Origin of the sequence: Pseudofrankia sp. DC12, assembly GCF_000966285.1 — a bacterium.
Classification (GTDB): Bacteria; Actinomycetota; Actinomycetes; order Frankiales; family Frankiaceae; genus Pseudofrankia.
Genome location: NZ_KQ031391.1, coordinates 640,582 through 666,099 on the forward strand (window position 1 = coordinate 640,582; position 25,518 = coordinate 666,099).

Genomic DNA, 25,518 nt, shown 5'->3' on the forward strand with positions numbered 1-25,518 from the left:
CCCCGTGCCCGGACGCGCGAGTGCCGGACGCCGCTGTGGCGTCGGGGAGCACCCGTGCGCGCCGTGCCGCCGGCCCAGGGCAAACCCACCCGTCATGGGGCGAGGTGCCGAACCGGACCGTCACCCCGGACCACTCCTCCTACACGGCCCGTACCCAGCCAGTCACACCATCTCCCGCGCGGACCGCGGGGTAACCCTCCCCAACCATCCACCCTGCGCCCGCGTCCAATATCTGTCCACTCCTCGGATCGACCCCCTCACGCTCAGCGTCCAGCGCGAGGCGAGATGGCCGTTCCGCTCCCGCAAGATACGGAATGAACCGTACGGTCGGGACCGTTTCCGCGACGCCGATGCCACGGGGCCCGGCGGGGCGCGGCCTAGTGGGCGGCGTCGTCCCAGGTGTGGCCGGAGCCGGCCGAGACCTCCAGCGGTACCGACATGGTGTACGCGTTCGCCATCTCGGCCCGGACCAGGCTCTCGGCCTGCTCACGCTCGCCCGGGGCGATCTCCAGGACAAGCTCGTCGTGGACCTGGAGGAGCAGCCGGGACCGCAGCCCGGCGTCGCGCAGGCCACGGTCGACGCCCAGCATCGCGATCTTGATGATGTCCGCGGCGGAGCCCTGGATCGGCGCGTTGAGCGCCATGCGCTCGGCCATCTGGCGACGCTGGGAGTTGTCGCTGGTCAGGTCGGGCAGGTAGCGGCGGCGCCCGAGAATGGTCTCGGTGTAGCCGTCCTTGCGGGCCTGGTCGACGACGCCGCGCAGGAAGTCGCGGACGCCGCCGAACCGGGCGAAGTAGGCCTCCATGTGTTCCCGGGCCTCGTCCGGGTGGATGCCGAGCTGGGTGGCGAGCCCGTAGGCGGACAGGCCGTAGGCCAGCCCGTACGACATCGCCTTGATCCGGCGGCGCAGCTCCGGGTCGACCTCGGCGACCGGCAGGTTGAACGCCTGGGCCGCGACGAAGGTGTGCAGGTCCTCGCCGGAGGCGAACGCCTCGATCAGGCCGGCGTCCCTCGAGAGGTGCGCCATGATCCGCATCTCGATCTGCGAGTAGTCGGCCGTCAGCAGCGTCTCGTAGCCGGGGCCGACCACGAAGGCGCGGCGGATCTGGCGGCCCTCGGCGGTCCGGATCGGGATGTTCTGCAGGTTCGGGTCGGTCGAGCTCAGCCGGCCGGTGGCCGCGATCATCTGGTTGAACGTGGTGTGGATGCGGCCCGCGTCGTCGATCATCGGGAGCAGCGACTCGACGACCGTCTTGAGCCGGGCGACGTCGCGGTGGCGCAGCAGGGTCGGGATGAGCGGGTGCTCGGACTGGGTGGCCAGCCACGCGAGCGCGTCCGCGTCGGTGGTGTAGCCGGTCTTGATCTTCTTCGTCTTGGGCAGACCCAGCTCGTCGAACAGGATCTGCTGGAGCTGCTTGGGTGAGCCAAGGTTGAACGGCCGGCCGACGATCTCGTGGGCGGCCTCGACGACCTTGGTGACCTCGGCGCCGTACTGGGACTGCAGGTCGGCCAGGTACTCGGCGTCGGCGGCGATGCCGGCCCGCTCCATGCCGGCGAGGACTGTCAGCAACGGCAGCTCGATGTCGCGCAGCAGCGTGGCGGCGGAGCGGCGCTCCAGGTCGCCGTCGAGCGCGTCGGCGAGCTCCGCGACGGCCCTGGCCCGCACCACGTCCACCTCGGCCTCGGCCGGCTCCTCGACGCCCTCGACCTCGACGTCCAGGGTCAGCTGGCCGTCGGACGGGGCCTCGTCGGCCTTCAGCTCCCGGTGCAGGTACCGCAAAACCAGGTCGCCCAGGTCGAATGAGCGCTGGCCGGGCAGCGCCAGGTAGGCGGCCAGCGCGGTGTCGCTGGTGACGCCGGCCAGGCCGAAGCCCAGCTCAGCCAAAGCGAGCATCGGGCCCTTCACGTCATGGGCGGCCTTGGGCTTCGCCGGGTCGGCGAGCCAGGCGCCGAGGCCCTGCTCGTCGGCCGGCGTGAGCTGGGTCGGGTCGATCCAGGCGGCCTTGCCGTCGGACGCGGCCAGCGCCACCCCCGCGACGGTCCCGGTGCCCCGGCCCCAGCCGCCGCGCAGGTGCAGACCCGTCCGGGCGCCGCCCGTCGTGTGCTCGGCGAGCCACTCGGTGACGTCGCCGGCCGCGAGCAGCTCGAGCTCGACCGCGAAGCCACCGTCGCCGGCGGCCGGCTCGACGATCGCGAGCGCCTGGTAGAGCCGCTCGCGCAGCACCCGGAACTGCAGCGTGTCGAACAGTGTGTGCACGGCCTCCCGGTCCCACGGCACCAGCCGCAGGTCGGCGGGGGCGCGGCCGAGCGGGACGTCGCGCGCGAGCTCGGTCAGGCTCCGGTTGCGGATGACGTTGCCGAGGTGGTCCCGCAGCGACTGGCCGGCCTTGCCGCTGACCTCGTCGGCCCGGTCGACCAGCTCCGCCAGGCTGCCGAACTGCTGGATCCACTTGGTGGCGGTCTTCTCGCCGACCCCGGGGACGGACGGCAGGTTGTCGGACGGGTCGCCGCGCAGCGCCGCGAAGTCCGGGTACTGCGCCGGGGTCAGGCCGTACTTGGCCTCAACCTCCTCCGGGGTGTACCGGACCATGTCGCTGATGCCCTTGCGCGTCATCAGGACGGTGACCTGGCCTGTGACGAGCTGGAGGGCGTCCCGGTCGCCGGTGACGATGAGGACGTCCATGCCGTCGAACTCGCCCTGGGTCGCCAGGGTCGCGATGACGTCGTCGGCCTCGTAGCTCGCGGCCGACAGGCTCGGCACCGCGAGCGCGTCGCAGACCTGGTGGATCAGGCTGATCTGGCCGACGAAGTCGCTCGGCGTCTCGGCGCGGCCGGCCTTGTACTCGGCGTACTGGGCGTGCCGGAAAGTGGGCGCGGGCAGGTCCCAGGCGACGGCGACGTGGGTCGGCTGCTCGTCTCGCAGCGCGTTGATCAGCATCGAGGTGAAGCCGTAGACGGCGTTCGTCGGCTGCCCGGTCGTGGTCGAGAAGTTCTCCACCGGCAGCGCGAAGAAGGCCCGGTAGGCCAGCGAGTTCCCGTCGAGCAGCAGGAGCCGGGGCACGCCGGGCCTGGGCGCGGACCTGGCGGCCGACGCGGCCGGCCGCGTGGCGGGCCTGGCCGCAGCCCGCGATCCTGACGCCCGTGCGGCACGCCGCGCCGGCGCCCTGGCGGGCGCGGCGTCGGCAGGTGGCGCGTCGGCGGCGTCGACCGGGCTCTCGGGCGCCCCGGCCTGAGACGCTGCGAGGCGGGACCCGGTGATCTCGGACCCCGTACCACCTCGCTGGGCGACGTCGGGCTGCATGATCTCGGGTTGCGTCGTCTCGGGTTGTGTGATCGTCGAACCGGACACCCAGCGAAGTCTAGGCGCCCCTGCCGACAATCCCGGACAGCGCCCGACCGCCTGATCTCGGGACACCGTGGTCCCCCTTACGGCGACGGCCGGTCGACGGGAAGCCATAGGCTCGCAGGATGACTGTGGAGACCGAGCCGGCGGACACGGTCGGGCCGCGCCAGCAGGCCGAGCTGCTCGCACAGCTGAACGCCCACCGGGGCGAGCTCGCCGAGAGGCTCGGCATCGAGCTGATCGCGGCCACCCCGGAACGCGTGGTCGGCCAGATGCCGGTCGAGGGCAACCGCCAGCCCTACGGGCTGCTGCACGGGGGCGCCTCGGTGGCACTCGCCGAGACCGTCGGCTCGATCGCCGCGATGCTCAACGCGGGCCCGAGCCGGGCGGCCGTCGGCCTGGACATCAACGCCACCCACCATCGGGCGATGACGTCGGGCACCGTCACGGCCGTGGCGACCCGGATTCACGCCGGCCGCTCGGCCGCGATGTTCGACATCCGCATCACCGACGAGCAGGGCCGCCCGGTCTGCACCAGCCGCCTGACCTGCATGCTGCGCGACCAGCCGCCAGCCGGCGGGACAGTCCCCGGCCGCGGCTGAGCCGGCCAGCACACCCGCGACCGGCGCCGGCTCGTCGACCTGCCGGGCCGGGCCGCCGTCGCACGCTCCCAGCCTGGCCACGCGAGCGTCGCGTCGTCGCGCCAGCGGTGACACCCGGGGACGGTCTTTGGTGCCGTCCGGACCTTCCCCGCGCCCGGACGTTTTCTACTCGTCCGACCCCCGGGTCCACCACCGGAAGAGACGGTATGAGCGTTGAGTAACCAGGTCAACACGGCCCGCGCGGACCCGACGACTGTTGTGACTTCTCCGGCAACGCCTGCCTTCCGCTAACCGCTTGCGCTTCGCTACCGGCGGATGCCGACCGGAGGCGACCGGTCACGGCGCCGTCACCGCGGTACCCAGGTAGGCCTCCACCACGGCCGGGTCGGCGCGGACCTCGTCGGGGGTGCCGGTGGCGATCACCTTGCCGAAGGTCATCGCCAGGACCGTGTCGGCGACGGCGGCGACGAGCCGGATGTCGTGCTCGATGAGCAGGATGCTGACGCCGCGCGCCCGGATCTGACCGATCAGCTCGACGAGGTCGCGCCGCTCGGCTGCCGTCGCGCCGGCGGCCGGCTCGTCCAGCAGCAGCAGCGTCGGGCGAGTGCCCAGAGCCCGGGCGATCTCCAGCCGGCGCTGGGCGCCGTAGGGCAGGCTCGCCGCGGGCTGCCCGGCCCGGTCGGCCAGACCGGCGAAGTCCAGCAGCTCCCAGCTGGCCGCCTCGACCGCGCGGGCCTCCCGGCGCACGAACGGCAGCGGCAGCAGCGCCCGGCCGGCACCGACGCGAGCCCGCACCTCGACGCCGACCCGGACGTTGTCGAGGGCCGTCAGGTCGCCGAACAGCCGGATGTTCTGGAACGTGCGGGCGATCCCCAGCCGAGCCACCCGATGGGCGGAGCGGCCGAGCAGCTCGACCGGCTTGCGCGCGACGTCCGGTTCGTCCACCGGAGCGGCCCGTCCCAGGCGGACCTCCCCCGGTTCCGCCGGGTCGTCGGTGCGCTCGCCGTCCGATGGCTGCCGCGCGCCGGCCGGCCCGGGGCCGAGCGACGCCCAGGAGCCGAGTCCCGGGTCACGGGTCGGCCAGAAGTGGGCACTGCCCCGGCGGGGCTTGTAGGTGCCGGTGAGGCAGTTGAACAGGGAGGTCTTGCCGGCTCCGTTCGGGCCGATCACGGCCAGCACCGTGCCGCGCGGCTGGCGCAGCGAGACGTCGTCGAGGCTGGTCAGCCCGCCGAACCGCAGGGTCAGGCCCGCGACGTCGAGGATCGGCCGCGACTGCGGCAACGAGCCAGGCGACGGCACCGTCGTGGCGTCCGGCGCCCAGCCGAAGCGCGGCCCTGGCCGGGCCGGCACCACCGGCACCGGCAGCGACGCGCGCCCACGCGCCCACGGGATCGCCGCGCCCGCACCAGTGGACGGACCGGGGACCCCGGCCTCGGGGACAGGCGGTTCGGGATCGGTCATGCCCTGCCTTCCCGGGGAACGGTCGGAACCTCGTCGCCGGCCGCCTCGCCACCCGCCGCGTCGGCGGTCCGGGCGTCACCGTCGCCGGTACCTGGCGGGACGGCCCCGACCGGCACCGACTCCTCGGGCGGGCCGCCCCCGGCCGGCACCTGCCGCCGCGCCTGGGCGGGCTCGGCGAGACCCGTCGCGCGCGGTGGGACCGGGCTAGTCCCGAGCGGGCGTGGCGGGAGCAGGCCCTGCGGCCGGAACACCATCATGATCATGACGATGGCGCCGAAGTAGATGAAGCGGTCGGCCGCCGGCACCCGGTCGCGCAGGAAGAACGCCAGGCCCTGCAGCACGACGGCGCCGACGACGACGCCGAGCCGCGAGCCCATCCCGCCGAAGATGACGACCGTGAGCACCAGCAGGGAGGCCTGCAGGCTGAACGTCTGCGGGTTGAAGAACTGCTTCGTGGCCAGCACCACCCCGGCGAAGCCGGACACCGACGCGCCGATCGCGAACGCCAGCAGCTTCATCCGCATGGTCCGCACCCCGGTGGCCTCGGCGGCGACCTCGTCCTGGCGGATCGCGGCCCAGGCCCGCCCGGTCCGCGACCGCTCCCAGACGCCGAGCACGGCCATCACGAGGATCACCAGGACCAGCAGCAGGTAGTAGTACGGCAGCGGCGCGAGCCCCCAGGCGTAGTGCAGCCCGCCGGCGTGCACCGACAGCGGCGGCACACCGAAGACCCCGCGGGCGCCACCGGTGATCCCGTCGGCGTTGTTCGCGAGCAGCTGGACGATCTCGCCGAAGCCCAGCGTGACAATCGCCAGGTAGTCGCCGCGCAGCCGAAGCGTCGGCGCACCCAGCGCGATCCCGGCGAGTGCGGCGACGGCCACCGCGACGGGCATCGCCAGGAACGGGTTGATCCGGACCGGCGCGTGCCAGGGCATCGCGGCCGCGGAGCACAGGTAGGCGGCCGTGTAGGCGCCGATCGCGAAGAAGGCGATGTAGCCGAGGTCCAGCAGCCCCGCGTAGCCCACGACCACGTTGAGGCCCAGGGCCAGCAGCGCGTAGAGCCCGATGTCGTTGACCATCGACTGCTGCGCGGCGGTCGACACGGCAAGCGGGGCGGCCACGGCCGCCGCGAGCGCCACCGCGTGGCCCACCGTCCGGCTCCGGCGGTGCGCCCAGCGCCGGCCGGCAACCTCAGCCGCCGCGGCCGGGGCCCCACCGTTCGCGGTCCGGGCGGGGCCACCCTGGGACGGGACCGCCCACTTCGACCGGGCCGCCCAGGTCCGGTGCCACGGCGCCACCTCTGGCGCCACCTCGCGCTCCCGCGCCGAGGCTGGCGGCGCGGCCTCGCGCCCGTCCGCCGGTTCCGGCGGTGGCGCCACGGCCTCGGCCGCCTGCCTGCTCGGCCGGGACAGCGCGTCCGCGAGCGACTGCCGCCTGGGCGGCCCCGCGGCCGGCCGACCGCCCAGCCGCGCCCGCCGGCGCTGGCCCGACGGCGGCAGCGCGAGCCGCGCGCCATGGCGTGCCGCGCCGGCCACGTCCCGCAGCGCCTGGGCCAGCCGGCTCAGCCGGCGGCGGCGACGGCGGTGGCGCAGGCGCGCCCGGTCGCGTACCCCGGCGGCATGTTCACGGGCCCGCTCGGCCGCGCCGCGCGGTGGGCCGGCGAGCCACCCGCGCAGCCAGGGCAGCCAGGTCACCACCAGCCAGGCCAGGACGGCCGCGGCCAGGAAAAGGCCCCCGCGGGCGCCCGCCAGCGAGCCACGGGCCCCGGCCAGTGGCCGGTCGCCGTCGCCGGACGGCCCGGTCGCCAGCGCCGCGACCGCGGCGAGCACCAGGCAGCCGCCGAACGTGCGCCACCGGCTGGGCCGGCCTTCGCCACCCCGGTCGCGGACGGCCTGCGCCGGCTCGGCGCCGCGGGAGGCCGCGCCCGCCTCAGCGGGTGGCCAGGCCGGCGGCTGGTCGGACGGCCGCGCCCCGCCGGCGCCGAGCCGCTCCACCAGCGCCCGCACGTCCGGCAACGCGAGGCCGTCCCGCGCGGCGCTCGGCTCGGCGCCGGCCGGTGGCACGCGCGGCGGTGGCGGGCCGGCGAGCGGTGGGTCAGCAGGGCTGGCGCCGTCGCTCGGACCCACCCACGGCCGGTCCGGCGGACCGTCGGGCCCAGGCTCAGCCGGGGTCACGCGGGCCGCCCGAGCCGCGCGCCGAGCAGGCCGGACGGGCGCAGCAGCAGCACGCCGACCAGGACGACGAAGGCGATGACGTCCTTGTAGGAGGCCTCCAGCAGGTAACCGCCGAAGCTCTCGACCACGCCCAGCAGCAGACCGCCGAGCACCGCGCCGCGCACGTTGCCGATGCCGCCCAGCACGGCGGCGGTGAAGGCCTTGATCCCCGGGACGAACCCCATGGTGTACGAGGCGTTGAAGGTCATCGCGTACAGGAAGCCGCCGGCGCCGGCCAGCAGCCCGCCGAGCACGAACGTCGCCACGATCACCCGGTCGACGTCGACGCCGAGAAGCGTGGCGGTCTCGGCGTCCTCGGCGACCGCGCGGATCGACTGGCCCAGCCGGGTCGCGCGGACGAGCCGGTCGACGAGGAGCAGCATCGCGAGCGCGGCCGCGCCGATCACCAGCGTCAGAGTCGAGACCTTCGCGCCCGCGACGCGCATGACCGTCCCGTCCCGGAACAGCGACGGCACCGGCACGTTCTGGCGACCGAACTCCTTGCCGGCCAGGTTCAACGCGAACATCGAGGCTCCGATCGCGCTGATCAGGTACGCGAGCCGAGGAGCGCCGCGCCGCCGCAGCGGCCGGTAGGCGGCCCGCTCCAGCCCGAGCGCCGCGAGTGCCCCGGCGAGCCCGCCGGCGACGAGGCCGATCGCGACGAGGCCGACGGCGGCCAGCCCGCCGGGCGGGGCGCCGGCGCCGCCCGCTCCCCCGGGCACGAAGGCACGGGCCGCGTACAGGCCGCCGAACGCACCCAGCATGAACACCTCGCTGTGCGCGAAGTTGATCAGCTGCAGCACCCCGTAGACGAGCGTGTACCCGAGGGCGATCACCGCGTACAGCGCGCCGACGGTCAGGCCGTCGACCGCGAGCTGCGCGATCGGCTCGCCGCTACTCACGGCCCGGCCCCGGCAACGGGCGCGGCCGGGCACCGCCGGCGCCCCAGCGGGCCGACCGCACCCGCCCCTCCCAGCTGGCGGCGAGGTCGGTAAGTCCGGGCTCGGCGGCGGCCTCCGGGGCGGGATCGGCGGGTGCCGGCTGGGCCGAGACAACCGGCGCCCCCGCCGCGCCCGCGGGTGCGGGCGCGACGGGGGCAGGTCCGGCCGGCTGGCGGCCGACGTCGCCAGGTCTGCGCGCGGTGACGTCGGCAGCGATCACGGCTTGGTCAGCTGGTCCGTCGGGCCGAGCACGACGCGGTGCCCGTTGCGGACCTCGTAGACGTAGACCGTCGAGCCCTGGACCTCACCCCGCCCGTCGAAACGGATCTGCTTCGTGACGCCCGGGATGTTCACACTGCGGAAGTCGTCGCGGACGGAGGTCCTGGTGGCCTTCGTGCCCTCGTTGGTGAGCACCGAGATGATCGCCTCGGTGGCGTCGTAGGCCTCGCCCGAGTACGTGCCGGGCTTCGCGCCGCTGTTGACGTCCTTGAACTGAGAGACGAACCTGGCCGCCTTCGGGTCGGAGTTGGCGTCACCGCAGGCGCAGGTCAGCAGGGTGCCCTCGGCGGTGGCGGCGCCGGCCTGCGCGATGAACTGGTCGTCGTTCGCGCCGTCACCAGCCATGATCTTGCCGGTGTAGCCCTTGCCGCGCAGTGCCTTCACCAGCAGCGCGAACTCGGCGTAGTAGCCCGAGTAGTAGACGGCGTCCGGGTGATCCGCGATGATCTTCGTCGCCTCGGAGGTGTAGTCCTTCGTCGGGTTGATGCCGTCGTGCGTCACGGTGACCGCGTCGGCGCGCAGGCCCTTCTCGAGCGCCGTCGACAGGCCGGTGCCGTAGTCGCTGCGGTCGTCCAGCGAGAACACCCGCTTGGCCTTCAGCGCCTTCGCCAGGTAGTTCGCGGCGGCCGAGCCCTGGACCGTGTCCGGCGCGATCACCCGGTAGAAGGTCTTGAAGCCGAGGTCGGTGAGCTGCGGGTTCGTCGCGGACGGGCTGACCGACAGCAGCCCGGCCTGGCTGAACAGGGGCTCGCTGGACTTCGTCGCGCCGGAGAAGACCGGCCCGACGACCGCGACGACGTCCTTGTTGTCGACCAGCTTCTGCGCCGCCGTCGGCCCCTGCTCGGGGGTGCCCTGGTCGTCCGAGGCCACGATCCGCAGCGTGAAGGGCAGCCTGGTGTTCCGGTTGGCCTCGTCGATCGCGGTGAGCACGCCGTTGTAGGCGTTGATCCCCAGTTGCTGGTTCTCACCGGACAGTGGTCCCTGGAACCCGATCGCGTACTCCTTCTTCCCTCCGTTCGACGAGTCGGAGCCGCTACCGCCGCAGCCGGCGGCCGCGGCCGTCACGGCGGCAACCGCCGCGACGGTTCCGATGAGCCGATGCCGCCGCGCCAGACCATCCATGGACTGTCCCTCTTTCGCCAGCGATTGCCCGCCGGTGGCGGCCCGGCCTGTCCGGGCTCGCCACACGGGTCCGACGATCGCCGGACGGCCGCGAAACTAGCTGTTTGTCGCGCCATCCCAAAGCACAACGTGAGAGTGTCGTCACTTTTTGTAGTCTCATTGGCGGCAGCGGGACCGGTTGGTGACTCAAGGTGGCTATTGGTCGACTGTTCGGTCGAGGCTGCTCTGGGCTGTTCCGGATTCCATACCCGGCCGGCGATCACCGGTGGTCGGCAGCGCCCTCAGGCGTGATGATCGTCAGCCTGGTGCCGAATCCGGCACCCGCCTAGCGCATGATCGCCATCTTGGCCCTGCGGTGGCTGCGATCGAGGCCCGGCTACAACCGTTGGAGGGCCGGAACAGCGATCACGCAGGTCGAGCCAGGTTCACGGCAGCGGGGATCTTGAGCGCGATCGAGGTTCGAAAGAGATCAATCTGGTAGCCCGGGTGGGATTCGAACCCACACTGTCGGTGGTTTGAGCACCGTCTCTCTGCCGTTGGAGTACCGGGCCTTGCGTCGGCGTGGACCGGGGGCGTCTCCGGCATGAACATCCGCGGCGGCTGCGCGGAGGATAAGGCGTTGGAGGTGCTCCCCGTGACGACTCTAGCCGGGTAGGGTGCGATTCGACCTCTCGCCCCGCCCGTTTGGGGCCTGTGCGGTGGCTCGGGTGCGCCGGGTACGGCGCGCGCCGGTCGTCGTCGGCGGGCCCCGGGACGCCAGCCGCGTCACCGCGGGCGGAGCACGGAGTTCGAGGACGACCGCGCAGGCAGCCGGCGCCTGGGTGACCGACCTGGTCGCCGGGCGTCACCGTCAACCATGGCGGTGGGCTGCCGCCAACCGGCCGTTGAGCGCGGCACCGACGCGTCAACTGCCGGCACAATGGCTGCCGACGCCGACCAGCCACTATCGACGCCGACCCCAGGAGATCAGACTCGATGAGCCAGCCATCCTCGACGCCGCGCCGGGTGCTGATCGCCGAGGACGAGGCGCTGATCCGTCTCGACCTGCGCGAGATGCTGCAGGAAGAGGGCTACGAGGTCGTCGGCGAGGCCGGCGACGGGGAGATGGCAGTGACGCTGGCGACCAAGCTGCGCCCGGATCTGGTCATCCTCGACGTGAAGATGCCGAAGATGGACGGCATCGAGGCCGGCGCGAAGATCGCCAAGGAGCGGATCGCCCCGGTCGTCATCCTCACCGCGTTCAGCCAGCGTGACCTGGTCGAGCGGGCCCGGGAGGCCGGCGCGATGGCCTACGTCGTCAAGCCGTTCCAGAAGAAGGACCTGCTGCCGACGATCGAGATGGCGATGAGCCGGTTCACCGAGATCGTCAGCCTGGAGGCCGAGGTCGAGGACCTGCAGGGCCGGCTGGAGGCTCGCAAGATCATCGAGCGGGCCAAGGGTGTGCTGCAGACCGAGCACAAGATGACCGAGCCGGACGCCTTCCGCTGGATTCAGCGCACCTCGATGAACCAGCGCCGGACGATGCGCGCGGTCGCCGAGGCGGTCCTGTCGGGGGAGGCCCTTCCCGGGCAGTGACCTCCCTGCTGCGCACCCCCCAGCCGCCCGTGGCCGTCCTGCCCGCGATGGCCGCCGCGATCCGCCGATGACGCCCGACGAGGAGCGTCCCGGCTCCGACGCGCCCGCGGCACCCCCCGCCGAGCCCCGCAACGCCGGGCTCGGCGATCCTGGAGCCGCGCCCGTACCCGCCTCAGCCCCGGGCGACGAACATCCCGGCTACGTCGCGACTGGCGACACCGCGCTGGGCGGCGAGGTGACGAACGTCGAGGCTCCGGCCGGGTCCGCGCCACTGCGCCGGCTGGGCCGCTGGCTGTCCGGCGGGCCGGACAGCCAGCGCGCCGGCTCCGAGCTGGTCGTCGCCGGCGGCGCCGACGGCCCGCTGGTGCCCGGCTGGGAGATCGCCGTCGCCGGCCTGCGCCAGATGGCCCGCTGGACGCGCCGCGCGGCCCGGGCGACGGCCGGCTGGGTCGGCCGGCGGCGCGGGACCGGCCGCGGCCGGGCGTTGCTGGCCGCGCTGGTCGCGCTGCTGGCCGCGGTCCCGACCGGCCTGACGATCGCCCTCGTCGAGCTGGCCCAGGACCACGGCGGTGACGGTGTGCCCGGGGCAGCCGACCCCCAGGTGCTGCGGCTCGGGGTGATGGCGCCGCTGTCCGGCGACCTCGGCAACATCGGCATCGCCGTGCGCGACGCGGTGACGCTCGCCGTCGACGAAGTGAACAAGACCGACGCGATCCCCGGCTGGAAGGTCGAGCTGGTCGCCAAGGACGACCTGTCACGCCCGGACGGCGGGGCCGCCGCCGCCGAGGCCTTCGCCGGCGACGCGGCGCTGATCGGCGTCGTCGGGCCGCTGAGCTCGACCGTCGCCCGGGTGGCGCTGCCGGTGCTGAACACCGCCGGGGTCCCGGTGGTCTCGCCGTCGAACAGCGCGCCCGACCTGACCGCGCAGGACGAGCCGGCGAGCAGCCGCAGGCGGCCGTACAGCCGCTACTTCCGGCTGGCCGGCACCGACGCGCTGCAGGCGAGGACCGGCGCCGACTACGCGGTCGGCACGCGGCACCGGACCAGGATCCTCGTCATCGACGGCGGCCCGTCCTATGGCGAGTCGCTCGCCGAGCGGTTCACCCGGGACGTGACGGCGGCCGGGGCCGACGTGGTGGCCAGCTACCAGGTCGTCGGCGACGCCGCCGCCGCCGCGGACGTCCAGCAGGTGGCCGACGGCATCCAGGCGCTGAGCCCGGACCTCATCTACACGACGACCGGCTACCTGTTCGCGAGCGCGCTGCGCAAGCGGATGGCGGCGGCCGGGCTGTCCGTCCCGCTGCTGGGCACGGACGCCATGGTCAGCGCCCGCTACCTCGACTCGACCGGCGACACGGCCGAGGGCGACCTCGCCACCGACCTCACAGTCCCGATCTCCAGGCTGCCGGCCGCCGGCGCGTTCGCGGCCGAGTTCCTCAAGCGGTGGGGCCCGGTCGTCGGCGGCCCGGAGCAGCCCGCCACCCCGGACAAGGACACCGGCGCCGCGGCCACGCCGGCGACGGGAGCCGACGGGCCGGACTCGACGCCGACCGGGCAGCCGGCGGCCACCAGCTCGGCCGCGCAGCTGGGCCCGGACGTCGGCGTCACCACCGCGTCCGAGCCGCCGACGCTGGCCGAGCAGCGGGCCGAGATGATCCCGGCGCTCGCGGCCTACGCCTACGACTCGGCCCGGGCACTGCTGCGCGCCGCCGCGGTCGTACTGCCGGGCCGGCTCGCCGTCGACGACGCCGCCCGCGCCGCGATCGCCACGCAGGTGGGCCGTGGGTCCTTCGCCGGCATCACCGGCCAGGTCTCCTTCGACGCCTTCGGCGACCGGCGCGACCCCTCGTCGGTCGTCTACGCCGTGCTGGCCGGGCGCTTCGTGCCCCTCGTCATCGACGAGCCCTAGCCGCGCGGTCGGCTCCACGCTCGCCGATCGGGCCCGGCGGGGCCCGGAGCTGAGAAGCCGCAGGCGTGGGGCGACGGTGGCGCGTCCGCAGCCGCAACGACAGGTCTGTACGCTGAGGCGTGCCGTCGGCGGGTCGCGGGTCAGGTCGCCCGCCCGCGGCACAGCCAGCCGACGGGGCAACTGGAAGGGTGACGAGACCGTGACGGCGCCGCCCCGGCCTGGCCCGGCCCTGCGAGTGAGCATCCCGGTCCCCGCACCGGCCGTCCGTGAGTTCCTCGCCACCGAGGCGGGCAGCGCGGTCCTGCTGCTCGTCACCACCGTCGTCGCCCTGCTCTGGGCCAACTCGCCCTGGTCGAGCAGCTACGACGACCTGTGGAACACGCACGCGGCGCTGCGGGTCGGCGGCGCCTCGCTGGACCTCTCGCTGCACCACTGGGTGAACGACGGCGCCATGGCGATCTTCTTCCTGGTCGTCGGGCTGGAGATCAGCCGGGAGGCGACCACCGGCGAGCTGCGCGACCGCAGGGCCGTCGCGGTGCCGGCCCTCGGCGCCCTCGGCGGCCTGGCGACCCCGGCGCTGATCTACTGGCTGATCAACCGGTCCGGCACCGGGGCGTCCGGCTGGGGCATCGCGATGTCGACCGACACCGCCTTCGTCCTCGGCATGCTGGCGCTGTTCGGCCCGCGCTGCCCGGACCGCCTGCGGCTGTTCATGCTGACCCTCGCCATCGTCGACGACATCGGCGCCATCACCGTCGTCGCGGTCTTCTACACGAAGCACGTCGACGTCGTCGCCCTCGTCCTCGCCGGGGTCGCGGTGATCGCCATCCTGGTGCTGCGCTGGATGGGCGTCTGGCAGCTCACGCCGTACCTGGTCGCCGCGCTGCTGCTGTGGCTCGCGGTGCACGCGTCCGGCGTGCACGCCACGCTCGCCGGGGTTCTGATCGGGCTGCTGGTCCCGGCCACGCCGCCGCGCCGGGAGCAGATCGAGACCGTGCCGGTGTTCGTGCGCGCGCTGCAGGAGGACTCGACGGCGTCGCGCTCGGCGCTCGCCGTGTCGGCCGCGCGGGCCGCCGTCACCCCGAACGAGCGCCTGCAGCACCTGCTGCACCCGGTCAGCGCGTTCGTCGTCGTGCCGCTGTTCGGCCTGGCGAACGCCGGCGTGAGCCTCGACGCGCACACGCTGCGGACGGCGGCGGCGTCGCCGGTGACGCATGGCGTCACGGCCGCGCTGGTGCTCGGCAACGCGGTCGGCATCACCGTGGCCGCGACCTGCGCGGTCCGCGGCGGGCTGGGCGTGCTGCCCGGCCGGGTCCGCTACGGGCACCTGCTCGGCGCCGCGGTGCTCGCCGGGATCGGCTTCACGATCTCACTGTTCATCACCGAGCTGGCGTTCGACAGCGAGGAGCTGCGCGACCAGGCCAAGATCGGCATCCTGGTCGGCTCCCTGATCGCAGCGACCCTCGGCAGCCTGCTGCTGCGCTTCCTGGGCGACCGCATGCCGCTCTGCTCCCCCGAGAGCGACGGCCTTCCTCCACCGCTACCGCCCCAGCCCTGGCTTGCACCGGGGATCCCGGTGCATCACTAGGGCGGTCAGTGCCGAGACCAGGGCAGCCGGCGAAAGCGGCCGCGTCCAGAGGGCTCAGCGGGCGGGTCTCCGCCAGGCCGCGAGAGGGCGTCCGGGTCTGGAGCACCGGCCGGGCCCGCAGTGCCGTGTGAGGCTGGGGCAATGGCTGTTCCGAGGTCGCCGTCCGGCCGGGGGCCGCCGCCGGTCAGCGGGACGCTTTCGAGGGCGGCGGCGCCGTTCGGGCCGGCCACCCCGGCGACCAGGATCGGCGGGCCGTCCGGCACCACCAGCAGGGGCAGCGGCGGGCTCACCACGATCGCGGAGCTGGCCGCCAGGTGCACGGCTCGGCGCAGCGCGGGCAGCTCGGTCCGGCCCCGGTAGGCCTGGCCGTTGATGAAGATCGTCGGAGTTCCCCGCACCCCGGCCGCGACCCCGTGCTCGTAGTCGGCCTCGACCGCGGTCCCGTAGGGCTGGGCGGCGGCGCCGACGACGAGGTCCGGGTCCAGGCCGAGGCGCTCGGCCCGCATCCGAAGGTCGATGTCCTTCAGCCGGGCCTGGTACGCGAACAGCTGATCGTGCATCGGCCAGAACTGGTCGTGCGCGTGGGCCACCTCGGCCGCGAGGGCCGCCGTCAGCGCGTACGGGTGCACCTCGAACAGCGGGAAGTGCCGGAAGACGTGCCGGACCAGTCCCCCGCACGACTCGACCAGCTCATGCAGCACCGGCGCCGCCTGGGCGCAGTACGGGCACTCGAAGTCCCCATACTCGACGAGCACGACCGGCGCCGTCAGGTCCCCCCGCGATGGCCGGTCATCCAGTCGAACCGGCGCGGCCAGCCCGCTTGCCCCGTCTCGATCGGCAGGGGCGGCACCATCGCGGAACGTGGCGGCGCGGGACGTGACGGCGATCGACGCCGCTGGGCTGGGCTGGGGCTCGCTTGCCGGCGGCCTGGTCACCACCCGGTCGTCGGCCGGACCCGGCCGCCGCGCGTCGTCGATCAAGCACGCCGCAGCGGCCTCCTCTGGATCGGCGGCCTCCGTCGTCCCGGCGGCGGGACCGCCCGTCGAGCCAGGAACCGCGGGCCTGTCCACATCCGACACCGATGGCAGCTCCATACGACAAGTATCGCCTCGGCCACCCGCTCTATCGCCGCAGAGCAGATCAGGCCTGCCTCACACCGGGACCGACTGCGACCCGACCAGTCTCGCGCTGTTCACGCCGTCGGGCGCCCCAGCAAACGATCTCCGCGTTCCCCGGAACGCGCTGACTGCACGTGACGGCCCTACCGCCCGACGGGCGCCACAAGTGATCTCCGCGTTCCGCGGAACGCGCTGGCGGGGCGTGTCGGCTACACCCCCGACGGGCGCCACAAACAGTCTCCGCGTTCCGCGGAACGGACCGGGCCAGACGCGACGGTCACACCGGCCCAGTCTGCTGTTGGCCCGGTGCTGACACGCCCTCGCCATCCCGCGGAGCCGTCGACTACTGACTGGATCCGGAGGCGAGCGTCGCCTTCGCGCCAACGCGACGAAATGGGCGCCCGGTTCGTTACAGTCCGCGCAAGGAAAACACTGCGGGCGCTCGGCGACGACCTGGCCGCCCGGCGAGGCAAGGCCGTCGAGCTGCGGGCCTTGCACTACGGCGTGACGCCGGACCGATCGCCGCCGCGCTCGAGGACGGCGACGGCTGGGACAGCGTCCACCTAGCCGGCCGCTTCGAGCGCCCTGGGGACGCCGACCCGCTGGGACTCGGCGTGGGCCTCGCCGCTTTGCTCCGCCCGACTCGCCATCAGCTGAAGCTCCGCTGCCGTCCGCTGATCAGGCGCGAGTCATGCCTGGTGGTCGGCCGCGGGCGGGATTTGCCACCACCATGTAGGACCCGCTCCGACTCAAGGCCCGAACAGGCCAGCAGGATCGTTGAGAGGCAAAATCCCGGCGAGGGTGCCACCCGGTGTCACCCGGACCACGGCGGCCACCAGCGGACCGGCGAACGGACCGCCCACCTGAGTGCCCCGCGACCGGAGCAGGTGCAGTCCCGTGACAGCAGCCGCGCCGCCCCTCCCGGACGGATGATCTCCGCGTTCCGCGGCGCGCCTGGCTAAGGCGTGCAGGAGATGTCAGCCGGCGCGGGAACCGCGGGCGGAAACGTCACGGCCGGCGGCGGGGCCGGCGGGCCCCCGGTCGCCAGGCTGGTGAAGGACGCGCCGAGGGTGACGACCAGGCCGTGGCGAGCAGCCGGGTCCGGGACCAGCTTGGCGCCGGGGATGAGGGCGGCCAAGGTACGGGCAGCGGCCGCGCCGGCGCCGAGGTCCGGGCCGGCGGGGCCGTAGTGGATCTCGGTCGTCGCCTGGGTGCCGTGCGCGTCGGCCGCGGTCATCCGGCCGGTGAAGCCACGTTCGCGCAGGTAGGCGGCCGTCTGGGCGGCCAGGCCGTTGCGGCCGGCGGCATTGCGCACCACGGCGATCGTCACCGCGCTGGGGGCCAGCGTCGGGCCGACGGCAGCCGCTGCTGCGCCGGACGCGCCGCCGGTCGTAGCAGGATGCGCGGGCACGGACGACCGCCGGGCCGCATCGGTCCGCATCGGGGCGATCAGGCGCTCGAACGCGTCCTGGTCGACAAGCAGCACCTGCTGGTGCGCGGGGATCGTGCCCTTGTCGTCGACCGCTCCTTCGGCTCGGGTCGGCACATGCGTCGGGACGGTCGTGAAGGTCAGCTTGCCGGGCCCGAGGGTGGCCAGCCGGTTCGCCAGCGCGACAAGCTGCTGCTCGCCGAGGGCCTTGTCGACGGTCAGCGAGCCGCCCACGGCGCCGAGCAGGGAGGCGAGCCGGGCCGGGTTCGTCAGTACCCCGAGGCTCGTCGCCTTCGCCAGCAGGCGGGCGAGGAACTGCTGCTGGCGCAGGATGCGCAGCCGCTCGTCGCCGAGCGCGTGCCGGGTCCGGACGAACGCGAGGGCCTGGCCGCCGTTCAGCTGGTTCTCCCCCAGGTGGCCGTGCCACTGGGACCAGGCGTCGTTGAGGTTGCCGGTGCCGCCGCCGGGAAGCAGCCGGACGCAGACGGTGACGCCACCGACGGCGTCTGTCATCGACTTGAAGCCGGCGAGGTCGATGGAGATCGTATGGTCGATCTTCAGCCCGGTCAGCGCCTGGAGTGTCGCGATCAGCCCGGGGACGCCGGCCAGGTTCAGCACGTCGGTGAGCTTCGTCCTCCCGTCCGCTGGCACCCCTCGGACCCGGGGAACGACCGACACCAGCGTGTCCCGCGGGATCGACAGCAGCGTCACCGAACCGTCCGCGCCGAAATGAGCGATGATCGTCGTGTCCGACCGGTCTCCGTCGACCTGGCCGTACTCGCCGCCCGTGCCGGCCCGGCTGTCGCTGCCGAGCAGCAGCACGTTCATCGTTCCGGACGGGTCGCTCGCGCCGGCCAGGTTCCAGCCGCTCTCCCTGGTCAGGGCGCTGTCGAAGCGGTGGTAGCCGACCCAGCCGACCGTGCTGACGACCAGCACCGAGAACGACAGGACAGCGAGCACCGACAACATCGGACGTCGGAACGGGGACCGCGCGCCGGGATGCAGCGGCTCGATGTCGGGCGGTGGCAGCAGCCGGCGCGGCCCCGTCCGCGCGTCCTGTCCCGCCATCACGCCTCCAGCCCTCACAGGCCCCGACCCCATTTGACCCAGGCCCCCCACTGACTCCGGCCCCGCCGACTCGGTGCCGCTCGCGTGGCTGGGCCGACCGGCCGCCACGGACCGCGGTCGCGGCCTGTCTCGGCCAACCTCGGGCCAAAGACGATCCGAAACGCTACATTTGCCCAGCGTCGCCGCAGCCGCAGCGTTCGGCCCGCGCGGCCAGGTCCGGCGGTCGGCGGCGCACAACCGAACGGCGAACCGGCCCGAAGCACACCCGGGGCACCGCGAGCGAGCACTGCCGTCGGCCAGGCTGTCATCCCGGCGGAACCTTCGGGCGCCCACGCCTGTCCGGCGAAGGATTCAGGCCGGGCTGGCCACAGGCTGCGCCGCGGCGGGCCGGTGCCGGTCGGGCGCGGTTTCCCGCGGTCGGTCCGGGTACCCCGCCAGTCGGTGGAACCGACTCAACCGGGGTGGGCAGTGGGACGAGCAGCGACGAAGGTCCACAGGGACCGGAGCAACGACGCGGATCGGCTGACCGCGACGTCGGCCGGGCTGGCGACGAAGCCCGACGCACGGTCCGACAGGGCCAACGACAGGGCCAACGACAGGGCCAACGACAAGGCCAACGACAAGGCCAAGAAGGCGCGCGGCGGGAAGGGCCCCGGCGCGAAGGCCGCCAAGGCCGAGCTGAAGAAGGCCGGCGCGGGCAAGGCCGAGAAGAAGTCCCGTGAGCCTTCGCCCCAGGCCGTCGGCACCCCGGGCGCGGCGACGAACAGCGTGGTGGACGCGATCATCGCCGCAGCGCTGGGCGAGGCGGTGGCCGAGTCGCTGACCTCGTCGCTGGCCGAGTCGATCAACGACTCGTTCACGGAGATGATGGCCGGCGGCCTGGCGGGCGCCCTGGAGGAGGCACTGGTCGAAGCGGTTTCCACCGCTGTCGCGCGCGACCTGCCCGGCGCGTTCGCGACCGTCGCTGCCACGAGCCTGATCGGCGGCCCGGCCGCGGGCCAGACCGGTCACCCCGCCACGGAGCGGGAACGGGAGCAGGGCGAGGACGCCCGAACGGCGCCAGGCCTGGCCGCGGCACTGACCGCCGACCGGAGCCCGGAGCCGGCCACCGGCCCGGGGGCGCCGGCCCGCACGGCGTCGCGGCGCGCCAGCACGTCGGACGAGCACGCGGTCGAGCTCGCCGTGGCCCGGTCGCTGTGGGAGACGCTGCCTCCGAGGCGGCTGCCGGTCCTGCCGAGCCTCGACCTGGCCGCCCGGCGGCTGGCCGCGAGCGACCCGGACCGGATCGGCGGCGACTGGTACGACGCCGTCGCCCTCGACGCGGACGCGGTCGTGCTCGGCGTCGGTGACGTCGCCGGCCACGGCCCGGGCATGGCGGCGCAGATGGCGGAGCTGTGCCACGCGGCCCGCGCCTACGCGCTGCTGGACCTGCCGCCGGCGCAGATCACCGGCCGGCTCACCGAGGTGCTGCGCGCGGGCGGGCACCGATCGCTGGCGTCGGCATGCACGGCGCGCCTCGACATCCCGACCGGCCGGTTGACCTGGTGCAACGCCGGCCATCCGCCGCCGGTCCTGATCACCGCGCAGGGCGACGTGTCCTTCCTCGGCGACGTGCACGGCCCGCTGCTGGGCGCGGCGCCCGGCGTTGGTCCCGGCACAGGCCTGGCCGGTGGTCCCGGGACGCACGGCGGCACCGAGTACGGGCAGAGCACCGTCACGATCGCCTCCGGCGCGACCGTGCTCTTCTACGCCGCCGGCCTCGTCGACCAGCCGGACGCACCGATCGCGCACCGCCTCGACGCCCTGGCGACCGCGGCGTCCAAGGCCTTCGGCGCGGGTCCGAGCTCGTCCGGTGCTGGCGGCGGGGCCCAGTCCGGTACCGACGTCCGCCCGCTGGCGGCGGCCTGTGAGGCGCTGCTGGCCGAGCTCTCGACCGCCAAGGTGACCGCCGCGAACCAGCCCGGCAGCACCCGGCCGCCGCGCCGCGACAGCGACTCCGTCCTGCTGGCGGCCCGGCTGCGCTGAGGAGATACCCGGCCCGGCCGCCGGCGGGCGCCCCGTCATGTTCCGTCAGCCGTCACTCTGATGGCTCGCTGGTTCGGCTCCATCTCGTCCCACCGATCGGTCTGGCGGCCAGCGCCGCCGCTGGTGGCAGCGCTAGTAGACCAGCGGCCAGGCCCCCAGATGTGGTCGAAATACGAGAGCCGCCCGATTCGGACGAACAGCGCCCCACCGCGCCCGGGGCCGCACCGCGCCCACGACGACGCGGCGGCCCCGTCCCCCGGCGCCGCCGCGCCGAGGAGAGGGTCGAGTGGCCTCCGGGGTGTCCATCTTCTGTCCAGTTTCCGGCGACAAACGCCCAGGTGGCCGCCTTAGCGCCTAGTTGTCCACCGCCATGTCTCACGGGCCGGTGAGCTAAGGACGCATTCTCGGTTACGCGACCACGCGGGCCGGTCGGCGCCGGGTACGGGGAGGCGTCGGCCACAAGCCCCACGCTGGGCTCGACGGGCAGGAGCTCGCGCCTTGCCTCCAGCGGGAAAGCGTGGCGTGACGTTGAGCCCGGCCGACAGGTCGTCGGTCGGGGCATCGCGATCGGGGGAACGCGATATGGCCGTAGAGAGCCAGTGCCCGAGCTCCACATTGCCCAGCTGCGAACCGGGCGGCTGCAGCTGCGACGGCACGGCCGGCGAGGACGAGGAGAAAGCCCAGGGCGGCCCGGACCGCCCGCTTAAGGCACCACCGCGCCGCGCCCTGGGACCGGCCTGACGCACCGAACGCGGGCGCGGGCCGGTCTCCCGGTTCTCGCCACGGGGCCGCGCTCAGCCACGCGCAGGCCGCGCCCGCCCGAACAGTGGCCCGGCGCCGCGCCGTCACCGGCCGGCGGCGGGTCACGACCACCGAAGGCCGTAGCACAGGCCCGACGCCAGCCGGTTGAACTGCGCGAACGCCTCGCTGACTCCGTCGAGCTCGACCGCCGGCAGGTCGACGGCGAGGTCCTCGACGGAGCGCAGCGGCAGGCCGTCCACCAGCTCGACCTTCGGGTCGGCGTCCTCGGGGAACCGGACCCGCAGGTCGAGCGCGTCGCACCGGATCGTCGGGTTGAGGGCGTAGCGGGGCGCCATCGGCTGCCCGGGCGGCACCCGCCACACGCAGCCGAAGTCGTGCCGCTCGTAGCGGCCCAGCGCCCGCGGCAGCCGCAGCACCAGCGAGTAATGCGTGTCGCCGTGGCGGTCGACCCGGACCATCCGGCCGCCGAAGAGCACATCGACGCCCAGGTCACGTGGCTTGGCGGGGGCGCCCGGCGGGCGTGGCAGGCTCATCGAGAGGGCCACCTCGCGCAGGCCGTCCTCCAGGGCAACGACCCGCCGGGTCTCCAGCAGCTCGGGCGTCGGCCCGTCGAGCCGCAGCACCGCCCAGACGCGTTCCACGTACCAGGCTCCGGATGCCGGGCCGGCGGCGGCGGGCAGCCGGGCCGGCGGCGGGGTGACCAGGCCGGCGGCCGTGCCGTCCCCGGAGCCGGGCCGGGCGTCCGGGACAGCGGGACCGGTGGCCGCGGCCGTCTCGGCGAGCAGCCGGAAGGCCTCCTCGCAACGGCGGCGGACCGTGCGCGGGTCGCGGTCGAGCTCGACCGCGAGCCAGCTGAGCCGGTCGGTCAGCAGGCGCTGGTCGGCACGCGGGTCAAGCGCGACGGCGACGGCGACGACGGTCCGCAGGTCGGCGGGCAGCGCGGCGAGGCGGCCGCGCAGCCACGCGACGAGGCGGGCCCGCAGCTCGATGCCGGCGGAGTCGCTCAGCTCGGCGTGCGAGCGCAGCGCCGGACCGACCCGCGCGCCCAGGTTCGCGGCGCGAAGCCCGCGGCCTCGCGCGAGCGAGCGCAGCTCGTCGTGAAGGGCAGCGGCATCAGAAGCGATCATTGGTCATCTCGGATGGGGCTGGCGGCCGGACACCGTAAGTCGGCCAGACCCCGTCAGGTCGAGGTATCTGAGCGTCACCGGACGTATCGGACAACAGTAGCGAAGCGCGGCAGCGACGGCGGGCCGAAACGCCCCGAAGCCGACCCACTGCGGTTCCTCCCTCCCCGAGTTCGCCGGCACGTCCGCCGAGCGGAGCCAGCCTTCGACGTCCCCCACCAGGCCTGCGCCCCGATGGTGCTGCCTGTGGCCTGCAAATTTCACTATGCTGGCATTCGCCCGCAGCCGCACGGTTTCGGCGGGCGACTGGCTGCCATGGTGGGACACGGGGGATCCGTCGTGCGACTGACGGGGGAACTGGACGAGACGGCAGTGGCCGGCTGGTACCGGTCCGCGCGTTTCCGGCCCGGTCCCGCCCCACGCGAGTCGGGCGGGCTGGTGCAACGCCTGAACTGGCAAACCAGGACCAGGTACTACGAGACCCTGGTCGACCAGCTCGAGGCCACCGGCGGAACGACCAAAGGCCTCGCGCGCGACGAGCTGGCCGCCGCGGCCGGCCAGCGCCGGCCGTCGACGCTCTACTACCTGGTGAGCCCACGCAGCCCCGGATCGCTGGCGGGCGCGCTGGTCGCCGCGTCGCCGCGCCGCCTCTACGAGAAGCAGCGCGGCGAGCGGGTGCTCGACCTCCTGATCACCGAGACCAAGGTGTGGAGCTACTGGCCACACCGCGAGGGCTGGCTCACCGCGCTGGACGACCTGACCGTCACCGACCGCTGGCTGGCGGCGGCGAGCCTGGTCCGGGTCGTCGCCGACTGGGCGATGGACTGCCGCGCCCTGGCCACGACCGCCGGCTTCGCGCCACCGGTCGCGGCCGTCGAGGACCTTCTCATGCTCGCCGACGGCGGACGGGACTGCGCCCCGGGTGGGAGGCCAGGCCATCCCGATCCGGCCGACCCGGCTGGCGGCCCCGCCGGCCCGGCCACGGCTGGCGCCGGCCGAGCGGGTGCCGGGGAGGCGCCACGGGCCGCCGGCCGCAAGCCGGGCACACCGGTCGACCCGCGTCTGGCCGAGGTGACCGATCTGCTCACGACCGTGGTGCGCATGGCGGTCGGCTCAACCGGGATCGGCCCGGCGTTCGTCCTCGCCGCGGTGCATCCCGCCCTCACGAGCCTGGTCTCCGTCGCCGGCCCCGCGACCGAGAAGGTCACCGCGGAGGTCGCCGACGTGATGACCCAGCTGGAGCACCAGCTGCCCCGGCTGTCCCCGGACGAGCGCGCCCGGATCGCCGACGAGCTGACCCCGCGGCTGCGTGCCATCCTCGCCCTGCTGGCGGACGCGGCCACCGGCTCGCCCCCGGCGGACACCTCGCAGGCCGCGGGCGAGCCTGGCCCGGCGGCCCGGCGGCCGGACGTCCCGCGGCCCGGCGACCCGGACCGGGCCGGCCCGGAGGCCGAGGAGCCCGGCGTGGGGGCGGGCCAGTGAGCCGCTCCCCCGCCACCGGCGGCGCCGACGACCGCGGCGAGCTCGCCCGCCGCCTGCGCGGCCGGGCCCAGATGATGCTCACCTACGCCGACCACGCCGCCGACCCGCGGCCGCTCGTCGGGCTGATGGAGGAGGTCACCGACGTGCTCGGGGCGGACAGCCCGCTCGCGCTGCTGGTCGAGTACACCGTCGAGGAGCTGCGCAGCCGGACCCGTTCGGTGGTCGAGTCGGCCAGGGCCTGGGACGACCTGCACGTCCGGGCCGACTCGTCGCTCGACCGCCGGGACACGACGCTGATGAGCATCAAGGCGCTGCACGCCCGGTATGTCCGGCTGTCCTGCGACGCGGTGGAACAGGACGCGGCCGTCCAGAGCTACGAGGTCGAATGGCGCCGGCGGCTGGCCATCCTCGGCCCCTGGGCGCACCGGACGAGCACCGCGCACGGGAACCTGGCCACCGCGCTGCGCGAACGTGGTGGCGCCGAGGATCTGCGTCGCGCGTGCGTGATCGCCCGGCAGGAGATCTCGGTCCGGCTGGCCGTCTGGGGCCCGGAGCACTCGTTCACCTGGATCCCGCAGATCATCCTGGCCCAGTGCCTGCTCAAGGCGGCCGAGCGCGCCGTCCCGCGCCAGGCCGACGGCGCCGAGCCGGCCGGTCCCGCGGCCACTGGTTCCCAGGCCACCGGCCCCGAGGCCACCGAATCGGACTCCGACAGCGAGGCCAGGGCGGCTGACCCGGTCCCGGGGGTCACCGATGCCGACGACGGCGGCGCGGGTGGCAGCTCGACCGGGAGCGGCGGGCCTGGCGAGTACCCACGGACGGCCCAGGACGACCTGGGCAGGCTGAAGGCCGACCTCGTCGCCGAGGGCCGAGCGCTCGCGGAGGCGGTCGTGGCGGCGCGCCAGGACCGGTTCGGTCCCTCGTCGGGCGCGACGCTGCGTGCCCAGCTGGTTCGCGCCCACGCGCTGCTGCTCGGCGGGGAGCCGGCCGCCGCGGTGGCCGAGATCCGTTACGTTCTGGCGACCAGCCGCCGGGTCGGGGCGAACCTCGACCCAGGATGGCCGGAGCTGCTGCTCGCCCGGGCGCTGCTCGCCGCCGGTCTCGCCAGCGGCGACGACAGACTGGACGACGCGGTGCGCCAGGCCCGGGCGGCCGTCGAGGCCCGGCTGGGCCGCTACCCGGCCGGCACCGAACGGGTCGCCGAAGCGGAGCGGTTCGAGCAAAAGGCCAGGCTGCTGGCGAGCCAGGCGCAGCGCCAGCCCAACACGGCCGAGGCCGTGCCCGCGCCGGATGCCACGCCGCCCGCGGCCGGCCCGACAGTGCCGGACGAGGCCGGCTACGGCGGTGATCATAGTCCGGGCGCCGAGGTGCCCGGATAGGTTCAGGAGGTTCGCAGACCAGGACGCGGCCGTCCGCGCGGCCTCGGGCCCGACCGTGGCTGGCCCGGCCCGGCGTGTGCCGGCGCGGCGCCGGGCG

16 protein-coding genes and 1 tRNA gene are annotated in these 25,518 nt (G+C 74.5%); 7 read left to right on the forward strand and 10 right to left on the reverse strand.

Going from position 1 to position 25,518, the window contains the following annotated elements:
* Window positions 1-377 precede the first annotated feature (377 nt).
* On the reverse strand, window positions 378-3,062 hold the full coding sequence (polA, locus tag FRADC12_RS02590; RefSeq protein ID WP_502685221.1) for a DNA polymerase I: 2,685 nt from the start codon (window positions 3,060-3,062) through the stop codon (window positions 378-380).
* Between the two features lie 407 nt (window positions 3,063-3,469).
* Between polA and FRADC12_RS02595 the strand changes: the two genes are divergently transcribed.
* Window positions 3,470-3,946 carry a PaaI family thioesterase gene (locus FRADC12_RS02595; protein WP_045875408.1) on the forward strand — a complete coding sequence of 159 codons (477 nt, stop codon included), beginning with the start codon at window positions 3,470-3,472 and terminating at the stop codon, window positions 3,944-3,946.
* A gap of 336 nt (window positions 3,947-4,282) precedes the next feature.
* Here FRADC12_RS02595 and FRADC12_RS02600 read toward each other — a convergent pair whose 3' ends face one another.
* The 6 genes from FRADC12_RS02600 to FRADC12_RS02625 all read right to left on the reverse strand — a co-directional run bounded on the left by FRADC12_RS02600 (window position 4,283) and on the right by FRADC12_RS02625 (window position 10,513).
* On the reverse strand, window positions 4,283-5,407 hold the full coding sequence (locus FRADC12_RS02600) for an ATP-binding cassette domain-containing protein (RefSeq protein WP_084010404.1): 1,125 nt from the start codon (window positions 5,405-5,407) through the stop codon (window positions 4,283-4,285).
* Window positions 5,404-7,533, reverse strand: a complete 2,130-nt coding sequence (locus FRADC12_RS34765; RefSeq protein WP_502685222.1) for an ABC transporter permease subunit — start codon at window positions 7,531-7,533, stop codon at window positions 5,404-5,406. The genes FRADC12_RS02600 and FRADC12_RS34765 overlap by 4 nt, the downstream gene beginning before the upstream one ends.
* 44 nt (window positions 7,534-7,577) lie before the next feature.
* Window positions 7,578-8,522, reverse strand: coding sequence for a branched-chain amino acid ABC transporter permease (locus FRADC12_RS02610; RefSeq protein WP_045878988.1), 945 nt, complete (start codon window positions 8,520-8,522; stop codon window positions 7,578-7,580).
* Window positions 8,515-8,781, reverse strand: coding sequence for a hypothetical protein (locus FRADC12_RS02615; protein ID WP_045875409.1), 267 nt, complete (start codon window positions 8,779-8,781; stop codon window positions 8,515-8,517). The genes FRADC12_RS02610 and FRADC12_RS02615 overlap by 8 nt, the downstream gene beginning before the upstream one ends.
* A complete protein-coding gene (locus FRADC12_RS02620; protein WP_045875410.1) occupies window positions 8,778-9,962 on the reverse strand; it encodes a branched-chain amino acid ABC transporter substrate-binding protein in 1,185 nt (394 codons plus the stop codon). The genes FRADC12_RS02615 and FRADC12_RS02620 overlap by 4 nt, the downstream gene beginning before the upstream one ends.
* 475 nt (window positions 9,963-10,437) lie before the next feature.
* Window positions 10,438-10,513: transfer RNA gene (locus tag FRADC12_RS02625), tRNA-Leu, on the reverse strand.
* A gap of 424 nt (window positions 10,514-10,937) precedes the next feature.
* Here FRADC12_RS02625 and FRADC12_RS02630 point away from each other — a divergent pair.
* The 3 genes from FRADC12_RS02630 to nhaA all read left to right on the forward strand — a co-directional run bounded on the left by FRADC12_RS02630 (window position 10,938) and on the right by nhaA (window position 15,034).
* Window positions 10,938-11,537, forward strand: coding sequence for an ANTAR domain-containing response regulator (locus FRADC12_RS02630; RefSeq protein ID WP_013426031.1), 600 nt, complete (start codon window positions 10,938-10,940; stop codon window positions 11,535-11,537).
* Between the two features lie 67 nt (window positions 11,538-11,604).
* Window positions 11,605-13,446 (forward strand): branched-chain amino acid ABC transporter substrate-binding protein, encoded by a 1,842-nt coding sequence (locus tag FRADC12_RS02635; protein WP_052710651.1) that lies wholly within the window; start codon window positions 11,605-11,607, stop codon window positions 13,444-13,446.
* Window positions 13,447-13,645: 199 nt separating this feature from the next.
* On the forward strand, window positions 13,646-15,034 hold the full coding sequence (gene nhaA / locus FRADC12_RS02640) for a Na+/H+ antiporter NhaA (RefSeq protein WP_045875411.1): 1,389 nt from the start codon (window positions 13,646-13,648) through the stop codon (window positions 15,032-15,034).
* Between the two features lie 5 nt (window positions 15,035-15,039).
* Here the strand turns inward: nhaA and FRADC12_RS29045 are convergent, their stop codons facing one another.
* Together FRADC12_RS29045 and FRADC12_RS02650 are read right to left on the reverse strand one after the other, a co-directional pair.
* A complete protein-coding gene (locus FRADC12_RS29045) occupies window positions 15,040-15,789 on the reverse strand; it encodes a DsbA family protein (protein WP_232303566.1) in 750 nt (249 codons plus the stop codon).
* Window positions 15,790-17,110: 1,321 nt separating this feature from the next.
* Window positions 17,111-18,649: an LCP family protein gene (locus tag FRADC12_RS02650; RefSeq protein WP_045875412.1), complete on the reverse strand. Its 1,539-nt coding sequence runs from the start codon at window positions 18,647-18,649 to the stop codon at window positions 17,111-17,113.
* 468 nt (window positions 18,650-19,117) lie between these two features.
* Between FRADC12_RS02650 and FRADC12_RS28025 the strand changes: the two genes are divergently transcribed.
* Window positions 19,118-20,674 carry a PP2C family protein-serine/threonine phosphatase gene (locus FRADC12_RS28025; RefSeq protein ID WP_052710652.1) on the forward strand — a complete coding sequence of 519 codons (1,557 nt, stop codon included), beginning with the start codon at window positions 19,118-19,120 and terminating at the stop codon, window positions 20,672-20,674.
* A gap of 863 nt (window positions 20,675-21,537) precedes the next feature.
* Here the strand turns inward: FRADC12_RS28025 and FRADC12_RS02660 are convergent.
* Window positions 21,538-22,563 (reverse strand): hypothetical protein, encoded by a 1,026-nt coding sequence (locus FRADC12_RS02660; protein ID WP_045875413.1) that lies wholly within the window; start codon window positions 22,561-22,563, stop codon window positions 21,538-21,540.
* A 336-nt stretch (window positions 22,564-22,899) separates the two neighbouring features.
* Here FRADC12_RS02660 and FRADC12_RS02665 point away from each other — a divergent pair, with 336 nt between their 5' ends.
* The gene (locus tag FRADC12_RS02665; protein ID WP_232303567.1) at window positions 22,900-24,042 is read left to right on the forward strand and encodes a hypothetical protein; all 1,143 of its coding nucleotides are present in this window, start codon (window positions 22,900-22,902) and stop codon (window positions 24,040-24,042) included.
* Entirely contained in the window at window positions 24,039-25,421 is a 1,383-nt protein-coding gene (locus FRADC12_RS02670) for a tetratricopeptide repeat-containing protein (protein ID WP_045875414.1), read from the forward strand. Before FRADC12_RS02665 ends, FRADC12_RS02670 begins: the two co-directional genes overlap by 4 nt.
* Window positions 25,422-25,518 lie beyond the last annotated feature (97 nt).

Excerpts from the sequence above, each read along its gene's own strand:
- FRADC12_RS02595 (WP_045875408.1), top strand. The coding sequence starts at position 3,470 with ATGACTGTGGAGACCGAGCCGGCGGACACGGTCGGGCCGCGCCAGCAG.
- FRADC12_RS02600 (WP_084010404.1), bottom strand. The coding sequence starts at position 5,407 with ATGACCGATCCCGAACCGCCTGTCCCCGAGGCCGGGGTCCCCGGTCCG.
- FRADC12_RS02620 (WP_045875410.1), bottom strand. The coding sequence starts at position 9,962 with ATGGATGGTCTGGCGCGGCGGCATCGGCTCATCGGAACCGTCGCGGCG.
- FRADC12_RS02630 (WP_013426031.1), top strand. The coding sequence starts at position 10,938 with ATGAGCCAGCCATCCTCGACGCCGCGCCGGGTGCTGATCGCCGAGGAC.
- FRADC12_RS02635 (WP_052710651.1), top strand. The coding sequence starts at position 11,605 with ATGACGCCCGACGAGGAGCGTCCCGGCTCCGACGCGCCCGCGGCACCC.
- FRADC12_RS02650 (WP_045875412.1), bottom strand. The coding sequence starts at position 18,649 with ATGGCGGGACAGGACGCGCGGACGGGGCCGCGCCGGCTGCTGCCACCG.
- FRADC12_RS02660 (WP_045875413.1), bottom strand. The coding sequence starts at position 22,563 with ATGATCGCTTCTGATGCCGCTGCCCTTCACGACGAGCTGCGCTCGCTC.